The organism is Xanthomonas sp. DAR 34887 (assembly GCF_041245805.1).
GTDB classification, from domain to species: domain Bacteria; phylum Pseudomonadota; class Gammaproteobacteria; order Xanthomonadales; family Xanthomonadaceae; genus Xanthomonas_A; species Xanthomonas_A tesorieronis.
Map to the genome: position 1 here is coordinate 2,220,114 of NZ_CP162490.1, position 15,692 is coordinate 2,235,805.

General features: G+C 69.7%; 12 protein-coding genes. 6 read left to right on the forward strand and 6 right to left on the reverse strand.

Annotated features, from left to right (window positions below):
* Positions 1-23: 23 nt before the first annotated feature.
* Positions 24-920 (reverse strand): alpha/beta hydrolase, encoded by an 897-nt coding sequence (locus tag AB3X08_RS09450; protein WP_369937840.1) that lies wholly within the window; start codon positions 918-920, stop codon positions 24-26.
* Between the two features lie 591 nt (positions 921-1,511).
* Here AB3X08_RS09450 and AB3X08_RS09455 point away from each other — a divergent pair.
* Complete coding sequence (locus AB3X08_RS09455) at positions 1,512-3,065, forward strand: protein adenylyltransferase SelO (protein WP_369937842.1); 1,554 nt, start codon at positions 1,512-1,514, stop codon at positions 3,063-3,065.
* Between the two features lie 127 nt (positions 3,066-3,192).
* On the opposite strand, the gene AB3X08_RS09460 is transcribed toward AB3X08_RS09455, so the two are convergent.
* The gene (locus AB3X08_RS09460; protein WP_369937843.1) at positions 3,193-3,897 is read right to left on the reverse strand and encodes a TetR/AcrR family transcriptional regulator; all 705 of its coding nucleotides are present in this window, start codon (positions 3,895-3,897) and stop codon (positions 3,193-3,195) included.
* 62 nt (positions 3,898-3,959) lie between these two features.
* Here AB3X08_RS09460 and AB3X08_RS09465 point away from each other — a divergent pair, with 62 nt between their 5' ends.
* The 4 genes from AB3X08_RS09465 (at position 3,960) to AB3X08_RS09480 (ending at position 9,962) form a co-directional block, all read left to right on the forward strand.
* Positions 3,960-5,114 carry an efflux RND transporter periplasmic adaptor subunit gene (locus AB3X08_RS09465; protein ID WP_369937845.1) on the forward strand — a complete coding sequence of 385 codons (1,155 nt, stop codon included), beginning with the start codon at positions 3,960-3,962 and terminating at the stop codon, positions 5,112-5,114.
* Positions 5,115-5,120: 6 nt separating this feature from the next.
* Complete coding sequence (locus AB3X08_RS09470) at positions 5,121-8,234, forward strand: efflux RND transporter permease subunit (protein ID WP_369937847.1); 3,114 nt, start codon at positions 5,121-5,123, stop codon at positions 8,232-8,234.
* A gap of 81 nt (positions 8,235-8,315) precedes the next feature.
* Complete coding sequence (locus tag AB3X08_RS09475) at positions 8,316-8,873, forward strand: adenine phosphoribosyltransferase (protein WP_369937849.1); 558 nt, start codon at positions 8,316-8,318, stop codon at positions 8,871-8,873.
* 744 nt (positions 8,874-9,617) lie between these two features.
* Positions 9,618-9,962: a hypothetical protein gene (locus tag AB3X08_RS09480; RefSeq protein WP_369937851.1), complete on the forward strand. Its 345-nt coding sequence runs from the start codon at positions 9,618-9,620 to the stop codon at positions 9,960-9,962.
* 123 nt (positions 9,963-10,085) lie between these two features.
* On the opposite strand, the gene AB3X08_RS09485 is transcribed toward AB3X08_RS09480, so the two are convergent.
* The 4 genes from AB3X08_RS09485 to AB3X08_RS09500 all read right to left on the reverse strand — a co-directional run bounded on the left by AB3X08_RS09485 (position 10,086) and on the right by AB3X08_RS09500 (position 13,341).
* Positions 10,086-10,604, reverse strand: coding sequence for a DUF6985 domain-containing protein (locus AB3X08_RS09485; RefSeq protein ID WP_369937853.1), 519 nt, complete (start codon positions 10,602-10,604; stop codon positions 10,086-10,088).
* On the reverse strand, positions 10,601-11,977 hold the full coding sequence (gene dbpA, locus AB3X08_RS09490) for an ATP-dependent RNA helicase DbpA (RefSeq protein WP_369937855.1): 1,377 nt from the start codon (positions 11,975-11,977) through the stop codon (positions 10,601-10,603). Before dbpA ends, AB3X08_RS09485 begins: the two co-directional genes overlap by 4 nt.
* A gap of 197 nt (positions 11,978-12,174) precedes the next feature.
* Positions 12,175-12,864, reverse strand: coding sequence for an alpha/beta fold hydrolase (locus AB3X08_RS09495; protein WP_369937856.1), 690 nt, complete (start codon positions 12,862-12,864; stop codon positions 12,175-12,177).
* 117 nt (positions 12,865-12,981) lie between these two features.
* Positions 12,982-13,341 (reverse strand): hypothetical protein, encoded by a 360-nt coding sequence (locus tag AB3X08_RS09500; protein ID WP_369937858.1) that lies wholly within the window; start codon positions 13,339-13,341, stop codon positions 12,982-12,984.
* A gap of 17 nt (positions 13,342-13,358) precedes the next feature.
* Here AB3X08_RS09500 and AB3X08_RS09505 point away from each other — a divergent pair, with 17 nt between their 5' ends.
* Entirely contained in the window at positions 13,359-15,248 is a 1,890-nt protein-coding gene (locus AB3X08_RS09505) for an ATP-binding cassette domain-containing protein (protein ID WP_369937860.1), read from the forward strand.
* Positions 15,249-15,692 lie beyond the last annotated feature (444 nt).

The following is a 15,692-nucleotide window of genomic DNA, read 5'->3' on the forward strand; positions in this document are numbered from 1 at the left end:
TTCGATACGCTGCGCCAGTTGCTTCACGGTTGCGGCGTGCGCGGCGGGCACTGGCGCACGAAGGCGATGCTGTCGGCCATGACCGGCAGCGCCGGATCGTCCTTGCGCAGCGCCAGCACCAGGCGCAGATGGCCGACGCCTGGATAGATCTTCAGCTCGGCGGGAACGCCGACCCGTTGCAGCGCCGCCTGCAGCGAGCGGCTGTCGCGCGGCTCGACCACGCGGTCGTCGGCGCCGTGCAGCAGCAGCGCCGGCGGTTCGTCGCCATCGACGAAGGTCACCGGCTGCGAGCGCCGCTGCTGCGCCGGGTCGCGGCCGAACATGCCGATCAGATCGGTTTCGGTCAGCGGCAGGAAGTCGTAGGGGCCGGCCAGGCCCACCAGGCCGCACAGTTGCCGTGGCGACAGGCCCTGCGCCTGCAGCCAGCGGCCGTCGGTGGCCAGCAGCGCGGCCATGTGCGCGCCAGCGGAGTGGCCCATCAGCACCAGCCGGCGTGGATCGCCGCCGTGCGCGGCGGCATGGCGCTGGGTCCAGGCGACCGCGGTGGCGGCGTCTTGCATGAAACCGTCCAAGGTCACCTGCGGGTACTTGCGGTAGTCCGGCACGACCGCGACCACGCCATGCCGCGCCAGCGCTTCGCCGGCCCAGCGGTATTGCCGGCGGTTGCCGGTCTTCCAGGTGCCGCCGTGGAAGAACACCACCACCGGCGCGTTCTGCGCCGCGACCGGGCGATAGACGTCCAGCTTCAGGCCATGCGCCGCATCGAACACGATCCCGCGCTGCTCGCTCAACCCCTGGCGCGCGGAGCCGGCATTGAGGCCGCCGAAGAACACGCTGCTGCAGGCGGAGACCAGCAGGGAGGACAGCGCGACCAGCAGGTGGCGCGGCCAGCGCGGCGGCAACGGCGAACGTTCGGACATGGACGGTACCTGCGGGGAAGGAGCGGGAGCATGCCGCATGCGTGTGTCGGCAGCGAGTGCATGGCGTTGGCGGCGCTGTCGTCTAGTACGCGCAAGATGCGGCTGCGGATGCGCGGGGTTGGCTGCGGTTCGTTGTTCCTTCTCGCGCCGGGAGCATGGGCGCTCTTTTTTCACGAGGTGCCTTGCAGGGTGGATGAAGGTGGGGAAGCCTTGTGCACTCAACTCTGCGAGACGCTTCGCGCCGTACCCTCACCCCAACCCCTCTCCCGAGGGGAGAGGGGCTCGCGCTGTTCCCTTCTCCCACCGGGAGAAGGTGCCCCGCAGGGGCGGATGAGGTACGGGCGCAGCCTCGTGCACCCAAATGCCGCGAGACGCTTTCGCGCCGTACCCTCACCCCAACCCCTCTCCCGAGGGGAGAGGGGCTCGGCTGTTCCCTTCTCCCATCGGGGCCGTGGCCCCCTTTTCGGGGAAGGTGCCCGCGGCGGATGAGGGGCCGTGCAGCCGCGCGCACCAAACGCAGCGAGACGCTTCGCGCCGCGCCCTCACACCCAGCTCATCTCCCGCTAGCAGGGGCGCTGTAAGCTGGCGCGCATGCCTGCATTGCGCTTTGACAACCGCTTTACCGCCGAGCTGCCGGGCGATCCCGAGCACGGACCGCGCCTGCGCGAGGTGCTAGGCGCGCTGTGGTCGGAGGTCGCGCCGACTCCGGTGGCTGCGCCACGGTTGCTGGCCCATTCGCGCGAGATGGCGGCCATGCTCGGCTTGTCGGAGCAGGAGGTGCTGGCGCCGCGGTTCGCCGAGGTCTTCGCCGGCAACGCGCTTTACCCAGGCATGCGGCCGTACGCGACGAACTACGGCGGTCACCAATTCGGGCATTGGGCCGGTCAGCTCGGCGATGGCCGCGCGATCGCGCTGGGCGAGGCGTTGGGTGTGGACGGGCAGCGCTGGGAACTGCAGCTCAAGGGCGCCGGGCGCACGCCGTATTCGCGCGGCGCCGATGGCCGTGCGGTGCTGCGCTCGTCGATCCGCGAATTCCTGTGCAGCGAGGCCATGCATCACCTCGGCGTTCCGACCACGCGCGCGCTCAGCCTGGTCGCCAGCGGCGAGCGGGTGGTGCGCGACATGTTCTACGACGGCCATCCGCGCGCCGAGCCGGGCGCGGTGGTATGCCGGGTGGCGCCGTCGTTCGTGCGCTTCGGCAGTTTCGAGTTGCTGGCCGCGCGTGGCGAGACGGGCTTGCTGCGGCAACTGGCCGATTTCGTGATCGATCGCGATTTCCCCGCGCTGCGCGCAACCGGCGCGACGCGTCACGCCGATTGGTTCGGCGAGGTCTGCGCGCGCACCGCGACGATGATCGCGCACTGGATGCGGGTCGGCTTCGTGCATGGGGTGATGAACACCGACAACATGTCGATCCTGGGATTGACCATCGACTATGGCCCTTACGGCTGGATCGACGACTACGATCCGGACTGGACGCCGAACACCACCGACGCACAGGGCCGCCGCTACCGTTTCGGCACCCAGCCGCAGATCGCGCACTGGAATCTGACCCGGCTGGCGCAGGCGCTGGCGCCGCTGTTCGACGACGTCGCGCCGCTGCAGGCTGGGCTGGCGCGTTTTCGCGAGACCTACGCCCAGGCCGAACGCGACAACATCGCCGGCAAGCTTGGCCTGGCCGCATGCGGTGAGACCGATCTGGCGCTGATGCAGGATCTGCTGCACCTGCTGCAGCAGGGCGAGGTGGACATGACCCTGTGGTTCCGCGGACTGAGCGCTGAGCAGCTGCCGACGCTGACGGACCTGGCCATTGCGTTCTACGACCCGGCCAAGCTTGCCGCGCAGGCGCCGGCATTCGACGCCTGGCTGGCGCGCTATGCGCAGCGGCTGCGCGACGATCCGCTGCCGGCGGCCGCACGCGTGGCGAAGATGCGCGCGGCCAACCCGCGCTACGTGCTGCGCAATTACCTGGCGCAGCAGGCGATCGACCGTGCCGAGCAGGGCGACGCCGACGGCATCGCCGAATTGCTGGACGTGATGCGACGGCCCTATGACGAGCAGCCGGGACGCGAGGCGTTCGCGGCGCGGCGCCCGGACTGGGCGCGCGAGCGCGCCGGTTGTTCGATGCTGTCGTGCAGCTCCTGATCCGCGAAGCACTGCAGCGGGCGCTTTGGCCCCAGCCGTTCGCCTAAAGACATCGGTGTTGAAGCGCCGTCAGCAGAAGCTCGGCGTCGCCGCAATGTCCGATTCGCCTCGACCGGCCCGGCGGGCGTCAGCGCGGCGACGCGGCGCGATACTGCCAGGCGGCGAGGAAACTGGTCACCACTTCCGATGCCAGCGCCTGCTGGCCGTCGAGATCCGGGGCCTGCCCGTTGAGCATCGCGCCGGGGTAGGCGTAGCCGATCGCCGCGCCGATGAAGGCGCTGGCGGCCAGCACGGGCGAGGCCACGCGCACGTCGCCGCGCGCGTCCAGCATCTGCAGCAGGTCGCTCAGGCGCTGGCGCAGGCGCCCGGTGCGGCGCTGATGCATCGATTGCAGCAGGTCCGGCATCTGCGCGCTGGCCTGCACCAGCAGCCGGTGCAGGCGCAGCGAGGACGGCGCGTACAGGTGCGCCTGCACGGTCAGCGCGATCTGCTGCAGCGCGCGCGGCAGGTCCTGCGAGGCCGCATCGCCGATGTTCTCCAGCTGCGCCTGCAGTTCTTCGTTCAATGCCTCGAACACCTGCATCAGCAGGTCGGCCTTGCTGGAAAAATGGTTGTACAGGCTCTGCCGGGTGAGCCCGGCATGCAGCGCGATCTGCTCCAGCGAGACATCCAGGCCGCGCTCCAGCAGCAGCTCGCGGGCGGCATGCAGCAACCGCGGCCGCGCCAGCGCCGGCCGCCCGCGTTGGCGGCCGGCCGACGCAATCGCCTGCGTTTCCGCCGTCGCCGCAATGGCGCGGGGCGGCGTGACGCGGACGATTGTGCGATCCTTCATGCTTATTTATTTGTCTTTAAGTAAATTAAATGATCCTCCCCCCAGCTTCCAGGATCAAGCGCATGCCCGCGCCTTTCGTCCAGCGTTCCCGCCGCGCGCTGTCGTTGCTGCTGTCCGTCGCCTTCGTCACGCTCGTTGGTTGCAAGGGCGAGCGCAGCGCGCCGCCGGCGCAGGCCAAGACCGTGGGGGTGGTGACCTTGCAGCCGCAAAGCGTGGCGCTCAGCGCGGAACTGGCCGGGCGTACCGCCGCCTCCGAAGAATCCGAAGTGCGGCCGCAGGTCGGCGGCATCCTGCGCAAGCGGCTGTTCGAGGAGGGCGCGATGGTGCGCGCCGGGCAGCCGCTGTTCCAGATCGAGCCTGTGCTGTACCAGGCGGCGGCCAACGAGGCGCAGGCCAACCTGGCCACCGCCGAGGCCACGCTGGCGACCGCCAAGCTGCGCGCCGAGCGCTATCGCGAGCTGGGCAAGACCCGGCTGGCCGCGCAGCAGGACGTGGACGACGCCCAGGCCACCTACAAGGAAGCGCTGGCCAGCCGCGACGCCAACCGCGCCGCGCTGGATACCGCGCGCACCCAGTTGCGCTTCGCCACGGTGGAGGCGCCGATCAGCGGCCGCATCGGCCGCGCGCGGGTGACCCCGGGCGCGCTGGTCACCGCCAGCCAGGCCGATGCGATCGCCAAGATCCAGCAGCTGGACCCGATGAACGTAGATATCACCCAGTCCGGCAGCCAGTTCCTGGCGCTGCGCCGCGCGATCGCCGACGGCGGGGTGCAGCCGGCGACCGCCGAAGTGCGGCTGAAGCTGTCCGACGGCAGCGACTATCCGCTGCCGGGCACGCTGCAGTTCGCCGACATCGACGTGGAGGAAACCACCGGCAGCGTGACCCTGCGCGCGCGCTTCCCCAATCCCGACGCGCAGCTGCTGCCGGGCATGTACGTGCGTGCGATCGTCGGCCAGGGCGTCCGCCAGCAGGCGCTGCTGGTGCCGCAGGCGGCGGTGGACCGCACCCCGCGCGGCGATGCGCAGGCCTGGGTGGTGGGCAGCGACAACATCGTGCGCCAGCGCCAGTTCACCACGCTGCGCGCGGTCGGCGACCGCTGGCTGGTCGGCGACGGGCTCAAGCCCGGCGAGCGGGTGGTGGTGGAAGGCCGGCAGGGGCTCAGCGACGGCGCCAAGGTGACGGTCAAGCCGGCCGCGGCCGCCGCCGGTCAGGGCTGAGCCGGCATGCTCGCGCGCTTCTTCATCGCCCGCCCGATCTTCGCCTGGGTGCTGGCGATCTGCATCATGGCCGCCGGCGCCATCGCCGTGTTCACCCTGCCGGTGGAGCAGTATCCGGACATCGCCCCGCCCGGGGTCAACGTCACCGCCACCTACAACGGCGCCTCGGCGCAGACGGTGGAGGACAGCGTCACCCAGGTGATCGAGCAGCAGATCAAGGGCATCGACCACCTGCTGTACTTCTCCTCGACCAGTTCCTCGTCCGGGCAGGCGCGGATCAGCATCACCTTCGACCAGGCCGCCAATCCCGACATCGCCCAGGTGCAGGTGCAGAACGCGGTCAACCAGGCGCTCAACCGCCTGCCGCAGGAAGTGCAGCAGCAGGGCGTGACCGTGTCCAAGTCGCAGGGCGACAGCCTGATGGCCGTGGCGCTGTACGACAGCACCGACCGGATGGACAACGTCGACATCTCCGACTACCTGATCAGCACCCTGCAGGATCCGATCAGCCGCATCAACGGCGTCGGCGAGATTAACGTGTTCGGCGCGCAGTACGCGATGCGCATCTGGCTGGACCCGCACAAGCTCAACGCCTACAACCTGATGCCCGGCGACGTGCGCAGCGCGATCGAGGCGCAGAACACCCAGGTCACCGCCGGCGAGCTCGGCGCGCTGCCCACCGGCGCCGACCAGGCGCTCAACGCCACGGTGACCGCGCAATCGCGGCTACAGACCCCGGAGCAGTTCCGCGGCATCATCCTGGCCACCCAGGCCGACGGTTCCAGCGTGCGCCTGGGCGACGTGGCGCGGGTGGAGATCGGCGCGGAGAACTACCAGAACAGCGCCACGCTCAACGGCCATCCGGCGTCCGGCTTCTCGGTGACGCTGTCCTCCGGCGCCAACGCGGTGGCCACGTCCGATGCGGTGCGCGCCACCATCGAACGGCTCAAGCCGACCTTCCCGCCGGGCATGGAAGTCGCCTACCCGCGCGACAGCACGCCGTTCGTGCGGATCTCGATCCAAGGCGTGGTGCACACCCTGGTCGAGGCGATCGTGCTGGTGGTGGTGGTGATGTTCCTGTTCCTGCAGAACGGCCGCGCCACGCTGATCCCGGCGATCACCGTGCCGGTGGTGCTGCTGGGCACGTTCGGCATCCTCGCCGCGGCCGGCTTCACCATCAACACCTTGACCCTGTTCGCGATGGTGCTGGCGATCGGCCTGCTGGTGGACGATGCGATCGTGGTGGTGGAGAACGTCGAGCGGATCATGCACGAGCAGCATCTGCCGCCGCGCGAGGCGACCGAGCAGTCGATGGGCGAGATCACCGGCGCGCTGATCGGCATCACCGTGGTGCTGGGCGCGGTGTTCCTGCCGATGGCGTTCTTCGGCGGTTCCACCGGCATCATCTACCGCCAGTTCTCGATCACCATCGCCTCGGCGATGGCGCTGTCGGCGCTGGTCGCGCTGACCCTGACCCCGGCGCTGTGCGCGACCCTGCTCAAGCCGGTGGAAAAGGAACGCCAGCTCGGACGCTTCTTCCGCTGGTTCAACCGCGGCGTGGAGCGCAGCCAGCACGCCTACCAGCGCCGGCTCGGCACGCTGCTGCGGCAGCCGCGGCGCTGGATGGCGCTGTACGTGGTGATCGTGCTGGCGATGGTCGCGCTGTACGCGCGCATGCCGACCGGCTTCCTGCCGGTGGAAGACCAGGGCCAGGTGCAGATCCAGTTCACCACGCCCGAGGGCACGCCGCTGGCCAAGACCGAGGCGCTGGGCCGGCGCATCAACCAGTACTTCATGGCCCACGAGAAGGACAACATCACCGCGGTCTTCATGGTGATCGGCCGCAACAACGCCGGCACCGGGCAGAACGCCGGCCAGGCCTTCGTCGCGCTCAAGCCGTGGGGCGAGCGCAATCGCGACAACACCGCGCAGGCGATCATCGATCGCGCCAATGCGTATTTCCGCGGCACCGCCGACGCCAAGATCAGCGTGCTGTCGCCGCCGGCGGTGCGTGGCCTGGGCCAGTCCAGCGGCTTCGAGCTGTGGATCCGCGACAGCGACGGCGCCGGCCGTCCGGCCCTGCTGAAGGCGCAGCAGCAGGTGCTGCAGGAGGCCGGCGACGATCCGCAGCTGACCGCGGTGCGGCTGAACGGGCTGGGCGACAAGGCGCAGCTGCAGGTGGACATCGACCAGGCCCAGGCCAGCGCGCTGGGCCTGGCGCAGAGCGACATCAATTCCACGCTGTCCACGGCGTGGGGCGGCAGCTACGTCAACGACTTCGTCGACCGCGGCCGGGTCAAGCGCGTCTACGTGCAGGGCGATGCGCCGTACCGCGCGTTGCCGGACGACATCGGCCAGTGGTACGTGCGCGGCAAGGACGGGCAGATGGCGCCGTTCGCCAGCTTCGCCAGCACCCACTGGACCCGTGGGCCGCAGCTGCAGCAGCGGTTCAACGGCCTGCCAGCGTCGCAGATCCAGGGCGGCGCCGCGGCCGGCAGCAGTTCCGGCGAGGCGATGCAGCGGATGCAGGCGCTGGTCGCCAAGCAGAAGGGCTTCGACCTGCAGTGGAGCGGCCTGTCCTACCAGGAGCAGCTGTCGAGCAACCAGACGCTGTGGCTGTACACCGCCTCGATCGTGTTCATTTTCCTATGCCTGGCGGCGCTGTACGAGAGCTGGTCGATTCCGGTGGCGGTGTTGCTGGTGATCCCGTTGGGCGTGCTCGGCACGGTCACCGCAACCACGTTGGCCGGCTTCGTCAACGACATCTATTTCCAGGTCGGCCTGCTGACCACGATCGGCCTGTCGGCGAAGAACGCGATCCTGATCGTGGAGTTCGCCGAAGCCGAGCAGCGCGCCGGGCGGCCGCTGCTGGAGGCGGCGCTGGAAGGCGCGCGACTGCGCCTGCGGCCGATCGTGATGACCTCGCTGGCGTTCGTCGCCGGCGTGCTGCCGCTGGCGCTGTCCACCGGCGCCGGCGCGTCCAGCCGCCGCGAGATCGGCGTCAGCGTGATCGGCGGCATGCTCTCGGGCACGCTGCTGGCGGTGCTGCTGGTGCCGTTGTTCTTCGTGCTGGTGCGGCGCCTGCTGCATGGCCGGGCGGCGGACGCGCAGGCCGGGTAGGCCGTAGACGGGCGATGCGGTGCCGCTGCGCGGCGCCGCATTGCGCCTAAAATGAGCGCCTTCTCACGCTGCGATGCCCCGATGAACGATTCCTCCTGCTGCGGCGCGCCCGGCGACGCACCGGCCCACTGGTCCGGCCGCATCCGCGATATCGCCGATTTCCCGAAGCCTGGCATCGTGTTCAAGGACATCACCCCGCTGCTGGCCGACGGCCCGGACTTCGCCTCGGCGGTGGACGAGATGGCGCGTCCCTGGCGCACCACGCCGCTGGACGCGGTGCTGGGCATCGAGTCGCGCGGCTTCATCCTGGGCGCGGCGCTGGCGCACGAACTGCGCACCGGGTTCGTGCCGATCCGCAAGCCGGGCAAGCTGCCGGGCAGGACGGTGAGCCAGGACTACACGCTGGAATACGGCAGCGACCGCATCGAGATGCACGCCGACGCGTTGCCCGCCGGCGCGCGGGTGCTGATCGTCGACGATGTGCTCGCCACCGGCGGCACCTTGCGCGCCGCATTGTTGCTGGCGCGGCAACTGCAGTTGGAGATCGTCGGCGCGGTGGTGCTGATCGAACTGCAGGCGCTGCAGGGGCGCGAGCGCTGGAGCGATGCAGTGCCACTGTTGGCGACACTGGCCTATTAGCGCGAACCGGGGGGCGGATGGCCGGCGTCGCGCGCGGGCGCGGTCCGGCGCGCATGGCGATGGCGACTGGCTACCGCGGCAGTTTCCCTGTAGGAGCGGCTTCAGCCGCGGCGAACGAAGCCATGACGCTATCCCGCCTCGGTGGCAGTCGGGACTGAAGTCCCTCCCACAGTGCACCCAGCCGGCTCGCCACGAGCCCTTGTGCCAGCGACTTCAGGGCACCACTAATAACTCCATTCCTGAAGCCGCACGCTGCGCGTGGCGATGGCGTGTTCCTCCTTTCTGTCGCGGCTGAAGCCGCTCCTATAAGAGCACGGCGCGCATGTGTAGGAGCGGCTTCAGCCGCGACAGGAGAACGAAGTGGCCGTGATGCCAAGGCGTTCATGAAAAACGCGGCCGCAACGCCACCGTCTACTGCCAATGCGCCTTTGCCACTCATGGCATCTGGAACATATCGATGCCAGAACCTGCAGGCTGGGCGTATCGGCATCTCGCACGTGCATCGCCATGCTTCTGGGGGTTATTAGAGGTGCCCTTCAGTCGCGATGAGCGGAGCTGTCCAGTTGCCGGGCTTCGAAAGCGATCGTGACGGATGCGCCGATGGCGCCGCAGGCAAACGCGCGCCGCCGAGGCAGTGATGTCGTTGCGCGGCTGAATGTGTCAACCGCGCGCATTCGCCGGCGAACTGCACGGCTTACCGTCTTGCGCATGCGATCTGCATGCGACGCGACGGGTGGTGGCACGATGAACGGACAAACGCTCCTGCTGGCCGCGGCGGCCGCATTCGCGTCGGCCAAGCTGGTTTCGGCGTTGCTGGTGGCGATCTGGCCGGGCGGCATGGCGGCGATCGCCGCATCGCGCCTCGGCCGCTGTGTCTACGCCAGCGGCAGGACCACGCCGGTGCTGCTGGCGCTGACCCTGCTGCTGTATGCGGTGCTGTTCCAGCCGCCGGCGCAGCTGCGCGCCTGGTTGGCGCTGGCCTTGCTGCTGTGCGCGGCGCTGGCGCTGCCGATCCATCTGCGCCGCAGCCGGCGCGGCGCGGGCGGGGCATATCCGCGGCAGTGGTCGCGGTTCGTGCGGCTGCGCTGAGCCCGTCGAGCGCGAAGCACCGACGTCCCGTACGCCTTGGGCCGATCGTTGATGGGCGACCGGCCGTCGCGGCAACGTGCTCGCAGGCCCAGGTCGCGATCGTGGCCGCGCCACGTCGCTGCGTCAGTGCGGATAGACCACCGTTTCCAGGCTGGGGTCGGCATAGGCGTCGGCGTGGCTCAGGTGCCCATCGAACGGGCCGACCTTGCAGATCCGGCCTTCGTGCGTGAACACCAGTTGCAGTCCGTGTTCCTGTTCCCAATCGCAGTTGCATTCCAGGCTGATGCGGATGCGGCCGTCGCGGTAGCGGCTGGCATAGGCCTCGCTGCCTAACTGGACGTGCTGCCAGACCTGTGCCGGTCCGTCGATGTGGGGCGAGGGCAGGCCGTGTTGCGCGTACACCGCGTGCATGCGCCGGTAGTAGGCGAACACGTCCGCCGCGGCGGCATCCAGGACCGCCTGGTCGATGCGCAGGAACGCGGCGATGGCGGCGCCGAAGTCGGCCTGCGCCGCATCGGCGGCATAGTCCTCGAGGACGAAGCTGCAGTCGTGGCGCAGCCATCGCACCGGCACCGCGGCGCTCCAGGCGCTGCCGTCCTCGTCTTCCTCCAGCGAATCCAGGATCTGCGCCAGCGCGGTCACAGCTTGCCGACCCGGAACCGGCGGCCCTTGATCTTGCCTGCCTGCAGCTGGGCCAGCGCCCGGCTTGCGTGCTCGCGGGCGATGGCGACATAGGAGCGGGTGGCGTAGATCGCGATCTTGCCGATCGCCGCGCCAGACAGGCCGGCGTCGCCGGTCAGCGCGCCGAGGATGTCGCCGGCGCGCAGCTTGTCGGTCTTGCCGCCGTCGATGCGCAGCGTGACCATCGCCGCCTGCGGCAACTGCGCCGGGCGCGCGGTGGCCAGCGGCGCGCGCGACCAGCGCAGCGGCTGGCCCTGTTCGGCCTCCAGCGCCTGCGCGCGCGCCAGCTCGCGCGGCGCCACCAGGCTCAGTGCCAGGCCATGCTTGCCGGCGCGCGCGGTGCGGCCGATGCGGTGGCGGTAGGTTTCGGTATCGGTCGGCAGTTCGTAGTTGAGCACCGCCGCCAGGTCTTCCACGTCCAGCCCGCGCGCGGCCACGTCGCTGGCGACCAGCACGTTGCAGCTGCGGTTGACGAAGCGCACCAGCACCTCGTCGCGGTCGCGCTGTTCCATGTCGCCGTGCAGCGCCAGCGCCGAGAAGCCGAACTGCTGCAGCGAGCCGGCGACCTCGTCGACCTCCTTGCGGGTGTTGCAGAACACCACGCTGGATTCGGGGGTGAAGCGCAGCAGCAGTCCGGCCACCGCCTTCTGCCGGTAGGTGGGGTCGACTTCGAAGAACTGCTGCTCGATCTCCGGCGCGCTGTCGGCGCCTTCGATGGTGATGTCCACCGGTTCCTTCAGCAGCTCGCGCGCCAGGGTGCGGATCGCCTCGGGAAAGGTGGCCGAGAACAGCAGACTCTGGCGGTGCTTGGCGCAGCGGCTGGCGATCTCGCGGATCGGCTCCTCGAAGCCCATGTCGAGCATGCGGTCGCCTTCGTCCAGCACCAGCGTGCGCACCCCGCCCAGATGCAGCGCGCGCTTGCGCGCCAGCTCCTGGATGCGGCCGGGCGTGCCGACCACCACCTGCGGGTCGTGCGCCTCCAGCGAGGCCAGCTGCGGACCCAGCGGCATGCCGCCGGTCAGCACCACCAGTTTCATGTTGGGAATGCCGGTGGCCAGCTTGCGCAGCTGCTTGCCGACCTGGTCGGCCAGTTCGCGGGTCGGGCACAGCACAAGCGCCTGCGCGCGGGTCAGTGCCGGATCCAGCTTGTGCAACAGGCCCAGGCCGAACGCCGCGGTCTTGCCGCTGCCGGTGGGCGCCTGCACGATGACGTCCTGGCCGGCCAGGATCGGCGGCAGGCTCTGCGCCTGCACCGGGGTCATCGTGGTGTAGCCGAGCGCGTCGATGCCCGGCGCCAGCGCCGGGGAGAGGGACAGGGTGGCGAAATCGTTCATGCGGCATTTTAGCCATTGAACGGCCGGGATTCGGGAGTGGGGATCCGGGATTGGTTGCTCCTGCGACGCAGGGAGTCGCGCGTTGCCTTCGTAGGAGCGGCTTCAGCCGCGACAGGCAGTCCGGTGAGGCCTGTCGTGGTGAAGCCTGGAAAGGCGCCAGGAACCGCTCCCGCAACACGTGTCGCCGCTGGTGGCGCTCAGCCCAGCGTGTCCAGCCAGTCGGCGATGGCGCGTGCGCTGGCGGCAGGCGCGGTCTGCAGCAGCAGGTGCGGACCGGGCAATTCGATGCACCGGGCGCCGGCGATGCCGGCGAGGATCAGGGTGCCTGCCGAGCGATGCATCAGCCGGTCGTGACTGGCGCGCAGGTACAGGGTCGGCACGGCGACGTCGCCGAGGCGAGCGCTGACGTCGACGCGCAGCGCGCTGGCCGCGCGCTCGCGCAGCACCGCAGGTGCGATCCGGCGCAGCGCACGTATCAGTTGCGTTTCCAGCTCGGGCGTGGACCAGCGTCCCAGCAGCGACCAGCGCAAGGCAGCCATGGGCAGGCGATGCGTGGGCGCCAGGCGGGTCAGCGCCGCGAACGGCGCCAGCACCGGGACCGGGTTGTGGGCAAAGGTGGTGGACAGCACCAGACCGGCCAATCCAGCCGGGCGTTGCGCGGCGATCGACAGGGCGACGGGGCCGGAGAACGATTCGCCGAGCAGGACGAAGCGCTGCTGCGGCAGTGACTGCCATGCCAGTTGCTCCAGCTCCGCGTACGTCGCCGATCGGTCGCTCGGATACGCCACCACCGTCACCTGCGCGAAGTAGCGCCGGGCTTCGGCGGCGAAGGCGCTCAGCAGGGCCGTGGTGCCGTCCAGGCCTGGCAGGATGACGAGCGCCGTCATCGCCGAGACGGCATCCGGCAGACGGCCGCAGCAGGACGGCGACGGAGCGGGGGCACGGCGAACAAGCGGACAGCTCCAGGCGCGGGGAGGGCGCAGTCTAGCGGGTTGCCGACCGCCCTAATCCGCTTCCGGCGCCAGGCCGAGTTCGGCCACCTTGCGCACGAAGGCGCGATAGCTGGTCTCGGCGATCCCGGTCACTGCGCCGGCCCTCGGCGCAAGATCCGCCGGCCCGTCGTCCAGGTGCAGCAGCAACCGATGGAACCAGGGATTGGGGTGGTGGATGTCGAGTTCGGTGTCCACCCGGTAGCCCTGGTCGCCGCAGCCCGCATGCAGAAGTTCGATCAGCGCGTCGCAGGCGTCGTCGATGTTGCCGGCGCCGAACTGCGCCTCGATCCGCTCCATCGGGATGCGCAGCGTGCGGCGGCGGTGGCCGCTGCGCGGGGCCGGCGACGCGTTCGGGTTCGGCGAAGGGCGCATCCACGTACAATAGCCCAATGCCTCTCATCACTCTGCAGAACGTCGACTACAGCGTCGGCGGCCCCTTGTTGCTGGAAAAGACCGAACTGTCGATCGAACCGGGCGAGCGTATCGCCCTGATCGGCCGCAACGGCGCCGGCAAATCGACCTTGATGAAACTGATCGCCGGCGAGCTCAAGCCCGACGACGGCGAGATCCGCGTCCAGCAGGGCGTGCGCATCGCGCGGCTGGAGCAGGAAGTGCCGCACGGCGCCGCCGGCAGCGTGTTCGATGTGGTCGCCGATGGCCTGGGCGAGCTCGGCCACTGGCTGGCCGAGTTCCATCGGCTCAGCCATGCCGCCGAGTTCGACGGCGATGCGCTGGGCGCGGTGCAATCCAAGATCGACGGCGCCAACGGCTGGGCGCTGGACCAGCGGGTCAGCGAGACCCTGACCCGGCTCGACCTGGACGGCGACGCGGAGTTCGCGCGCCTGTCCGGCGGCATGAAGCGGCGCGTGCTGCTGGCGCGCGCGCTGGTGTCGGCGCCGGACCTGCTGCTGCTCGACGAGCCGACCAACCACCTGGACATCGAGGCGATCGACTGGCTGGAAGTGTTCCTGAAGGGCTGGAACGGCAGCGTGGTGTTCGTCACCCACGACCGGCGCTTCCTGCGCGCCCTGGCGACGCGGATCGTCGAGATCGACCGCGGCCAGGTCAGCAGCTGGCCCGGCGACTGGGCCAATTACGAGCGCCGCCGCGAGGAGCGGCTCAATGCGCAGGCGCAGGAAAACGCACGCTTCGACAAGCTGCTGGCGCAGGAAGAGGTGTGGATCCGCCAGGGCATCAAGGCCCGCCGCACCCGCGACGAAGGCCGTGTGCGGCGCCTGGAGGCGATGCGCCGCGATCGCACCCAGCGCCGCGAGCTCGGCGGCAACGTACGTATGGAAGCGGCGCAGGGCGAGTCCTCGGGCAAGAAGGTGATCGAGGCCAAGGACCTGAGCTTCGCCTTCGGCGCACGGACCATGGTGCGCGATTTCTCCAGCACCATCCTGCGCGGCGACCGCATCGGCCTGATCGGCCCCAACGGCAGCGGCAAGACCACGCTGCTGAAGCTGCTGCTGGGCGAGCTGGCCCCGGACAGCGGCGAGGTGCGCACCGGCACCAACCTGCAGGTGGCCTATTTCGACCAGTACCGCGCCACCTTGCGCGAGGACTGGAGCGCGATCGAGAACGTCGCCGAGGGCCGCGACTTCATCGAGGTCAACGGCAAGCGCAAGCACGTGCACGGCTATCTGCAGGACTTCCTGTTCACCCCGGAGCGCGCCCGCGCGCCGATCACCCGCCTGTCCGGCGGCGAGCGCAACCGCCTGCTGCTGGCGCGGCTGTTCGCGCAGCCGTCGAACCTGCTGGTGATGGACGAACCGACCAACGATCTGGACGTGGAGACGCTGGAGTTGCTGGAAGAGCTGCTCGGCGACTACACCGGCACCTTGCTGCTGGTCAGCCACGACCGCGACTTCATCGACAACGTGGTCACCTCGACCATGGTCATGGAAGGCGATGGCCGCATCGGCGAATACATCGGCGGCTACAGCGACTGGGTGCGCCAGCGCGCCGCGCCGCCGGCCAGCGCGATGGCGGTGGCCAAGGCGTCGGCGACCGCGGCGGCAACCGCGCCCTCGGCGGCAGCGGCCGCTGCACCGGCGGCCAAGCGCAAGCTCAGCTACAAGGACGCGCGCGAACTGGAGCAGTTGCCGGCGCGGATCGAGACGCTGGAGCAGCAGGTCGCGGCATTGACCGCGGCGATGACGGAGCCTGCGTTCTATCAGCGCGATGCGGCGGCGGTGACCGCGCATACGCAGGCGCTGACCCAGGCGCAGGCCGAGCTGGACGCGGCCTATGCCCGCTGGAGCGAGCTGGATGCGTAGCGGCGCTTGGTGGTGCCGGGTTTTTGCTACAGGTGCTAGCCATTGGATGGCCGAGTGCACTGTAGGAGGGATCTCAGTCCCGACGGCATCCGAAGCCGGAGAGCCCACCGCTTCGCTCGTCGCGACTGAAGGGCGCCTCTAACAACTCCATTCCGGAAGCTGCACGCTGCGCGAGGCGATGGCGTGTTCCTTTTTTCTGTCGCGGCTGAAGCCGCTCCTACACATGCGTGCCGTGCTCTTGTAGGAGCGGCTTCAGCCGCGACAGGAGGACGAAGTGGCCATGATGCCAAGGCGTCCATGAAAAACGCGGCCGCGACGCCACCAAGTCCACCGTCAATGCGCCTTTGCCGCTCCATGGCATCGCGAACGTATCGATGCCCGAACCTGCGGGCTGTGCGTGTCGGCGTCTCGCAAGTGCATCGACATGCTTTTGGGGGTTATTAG

What these genes read in the sequence shown, in the direction of transcription:
- AB3X08_RS09450 (WP_369937840.1), bottom strand. Translation starts at nt 920, where the DNA reads ATGTCCGAACGTTCGCCGTTGCCGCCGCGCTGGCCGCGCCACCTGCTG.
- AB3X08_RS09465 (WP_369937845.1), top strand. Translation starts at nt 3,960, where the DNA reads ATGCCCGCGCCTTTCGTCCAGCGTTCCCGCCGCGCGCTGTCGTTGCTG.
- AB3X08_RS09500 (WP_369937858.1), bottom strand. Translation starts at nt 13,341, where the DNA reads ATGCGCCCTTCGCCGAACCCGAACGCGTCGCCGGCCCCGCGCAGCGGC.
- AB3X08_RS09455 (WP_369937842.1), top strand. Translation starts at nt 1,512, where the DNA reads ATGCCTGCATTGCGCTTTGACAACCGCTTTACCGCCGAGCTGCCGGGC.
- AB3X08_RS09480 (WP_369937851.1), top strand. Translation starts at nt 9,618, where the DNA reads ATGAACGGACAAACGCTCCTGCTGGCCGCGGCGGCCGCATTCGCGTCG.
- AB3X08_RS09460 (WP_369937843.1), bottom strand. Translation starts at nt 3,897, where the DNA reads ATGAAGGATCGCACAATCGTCCGCGTCACGCCGCCCCGCGCCATTGCG.
- dbpA (WP_369937855.1), bottom strand. Translation starts at nt 11,977, where the DNA reads ATGAACGATTTCGCCACCCTGTCCCTCTCCCCGGCGCTGGCGCCGGGC.
- AB3X08_RS09495 (WP_369937856.1), bottom strand. Translation starts at nt 12,864, where the DNA reads ATGACGGCGCTCGTCATCCTGCCAGGCCTGGACGGCACCACGGCCCTG.
- AB3X08_RS09505 (WP_369937860.1), top strand. Translation starts at nt 13,359, where the DNA reads ATGCCTCTCATCACTCTGCAGAACGTCGACTACAGCGTCGGCGGCCCC.
- AB3X08_RS09470 (WP_369937847.1), top strand. Translation starts at nt 5,121, where the DNA reads ATGCTCGCGCGCTTCTTCATCGCCCGCCCGATCTTCGCCTGGGTGCTG.
- AB3X08_RS09475 (WP_369937849.1), top strand. Translation starts at nt 8,316, where the DNA reads ATGAACGATTCCTCCTGCTGCGGCGCGCCCGGCGACGCACCGGCCCAC.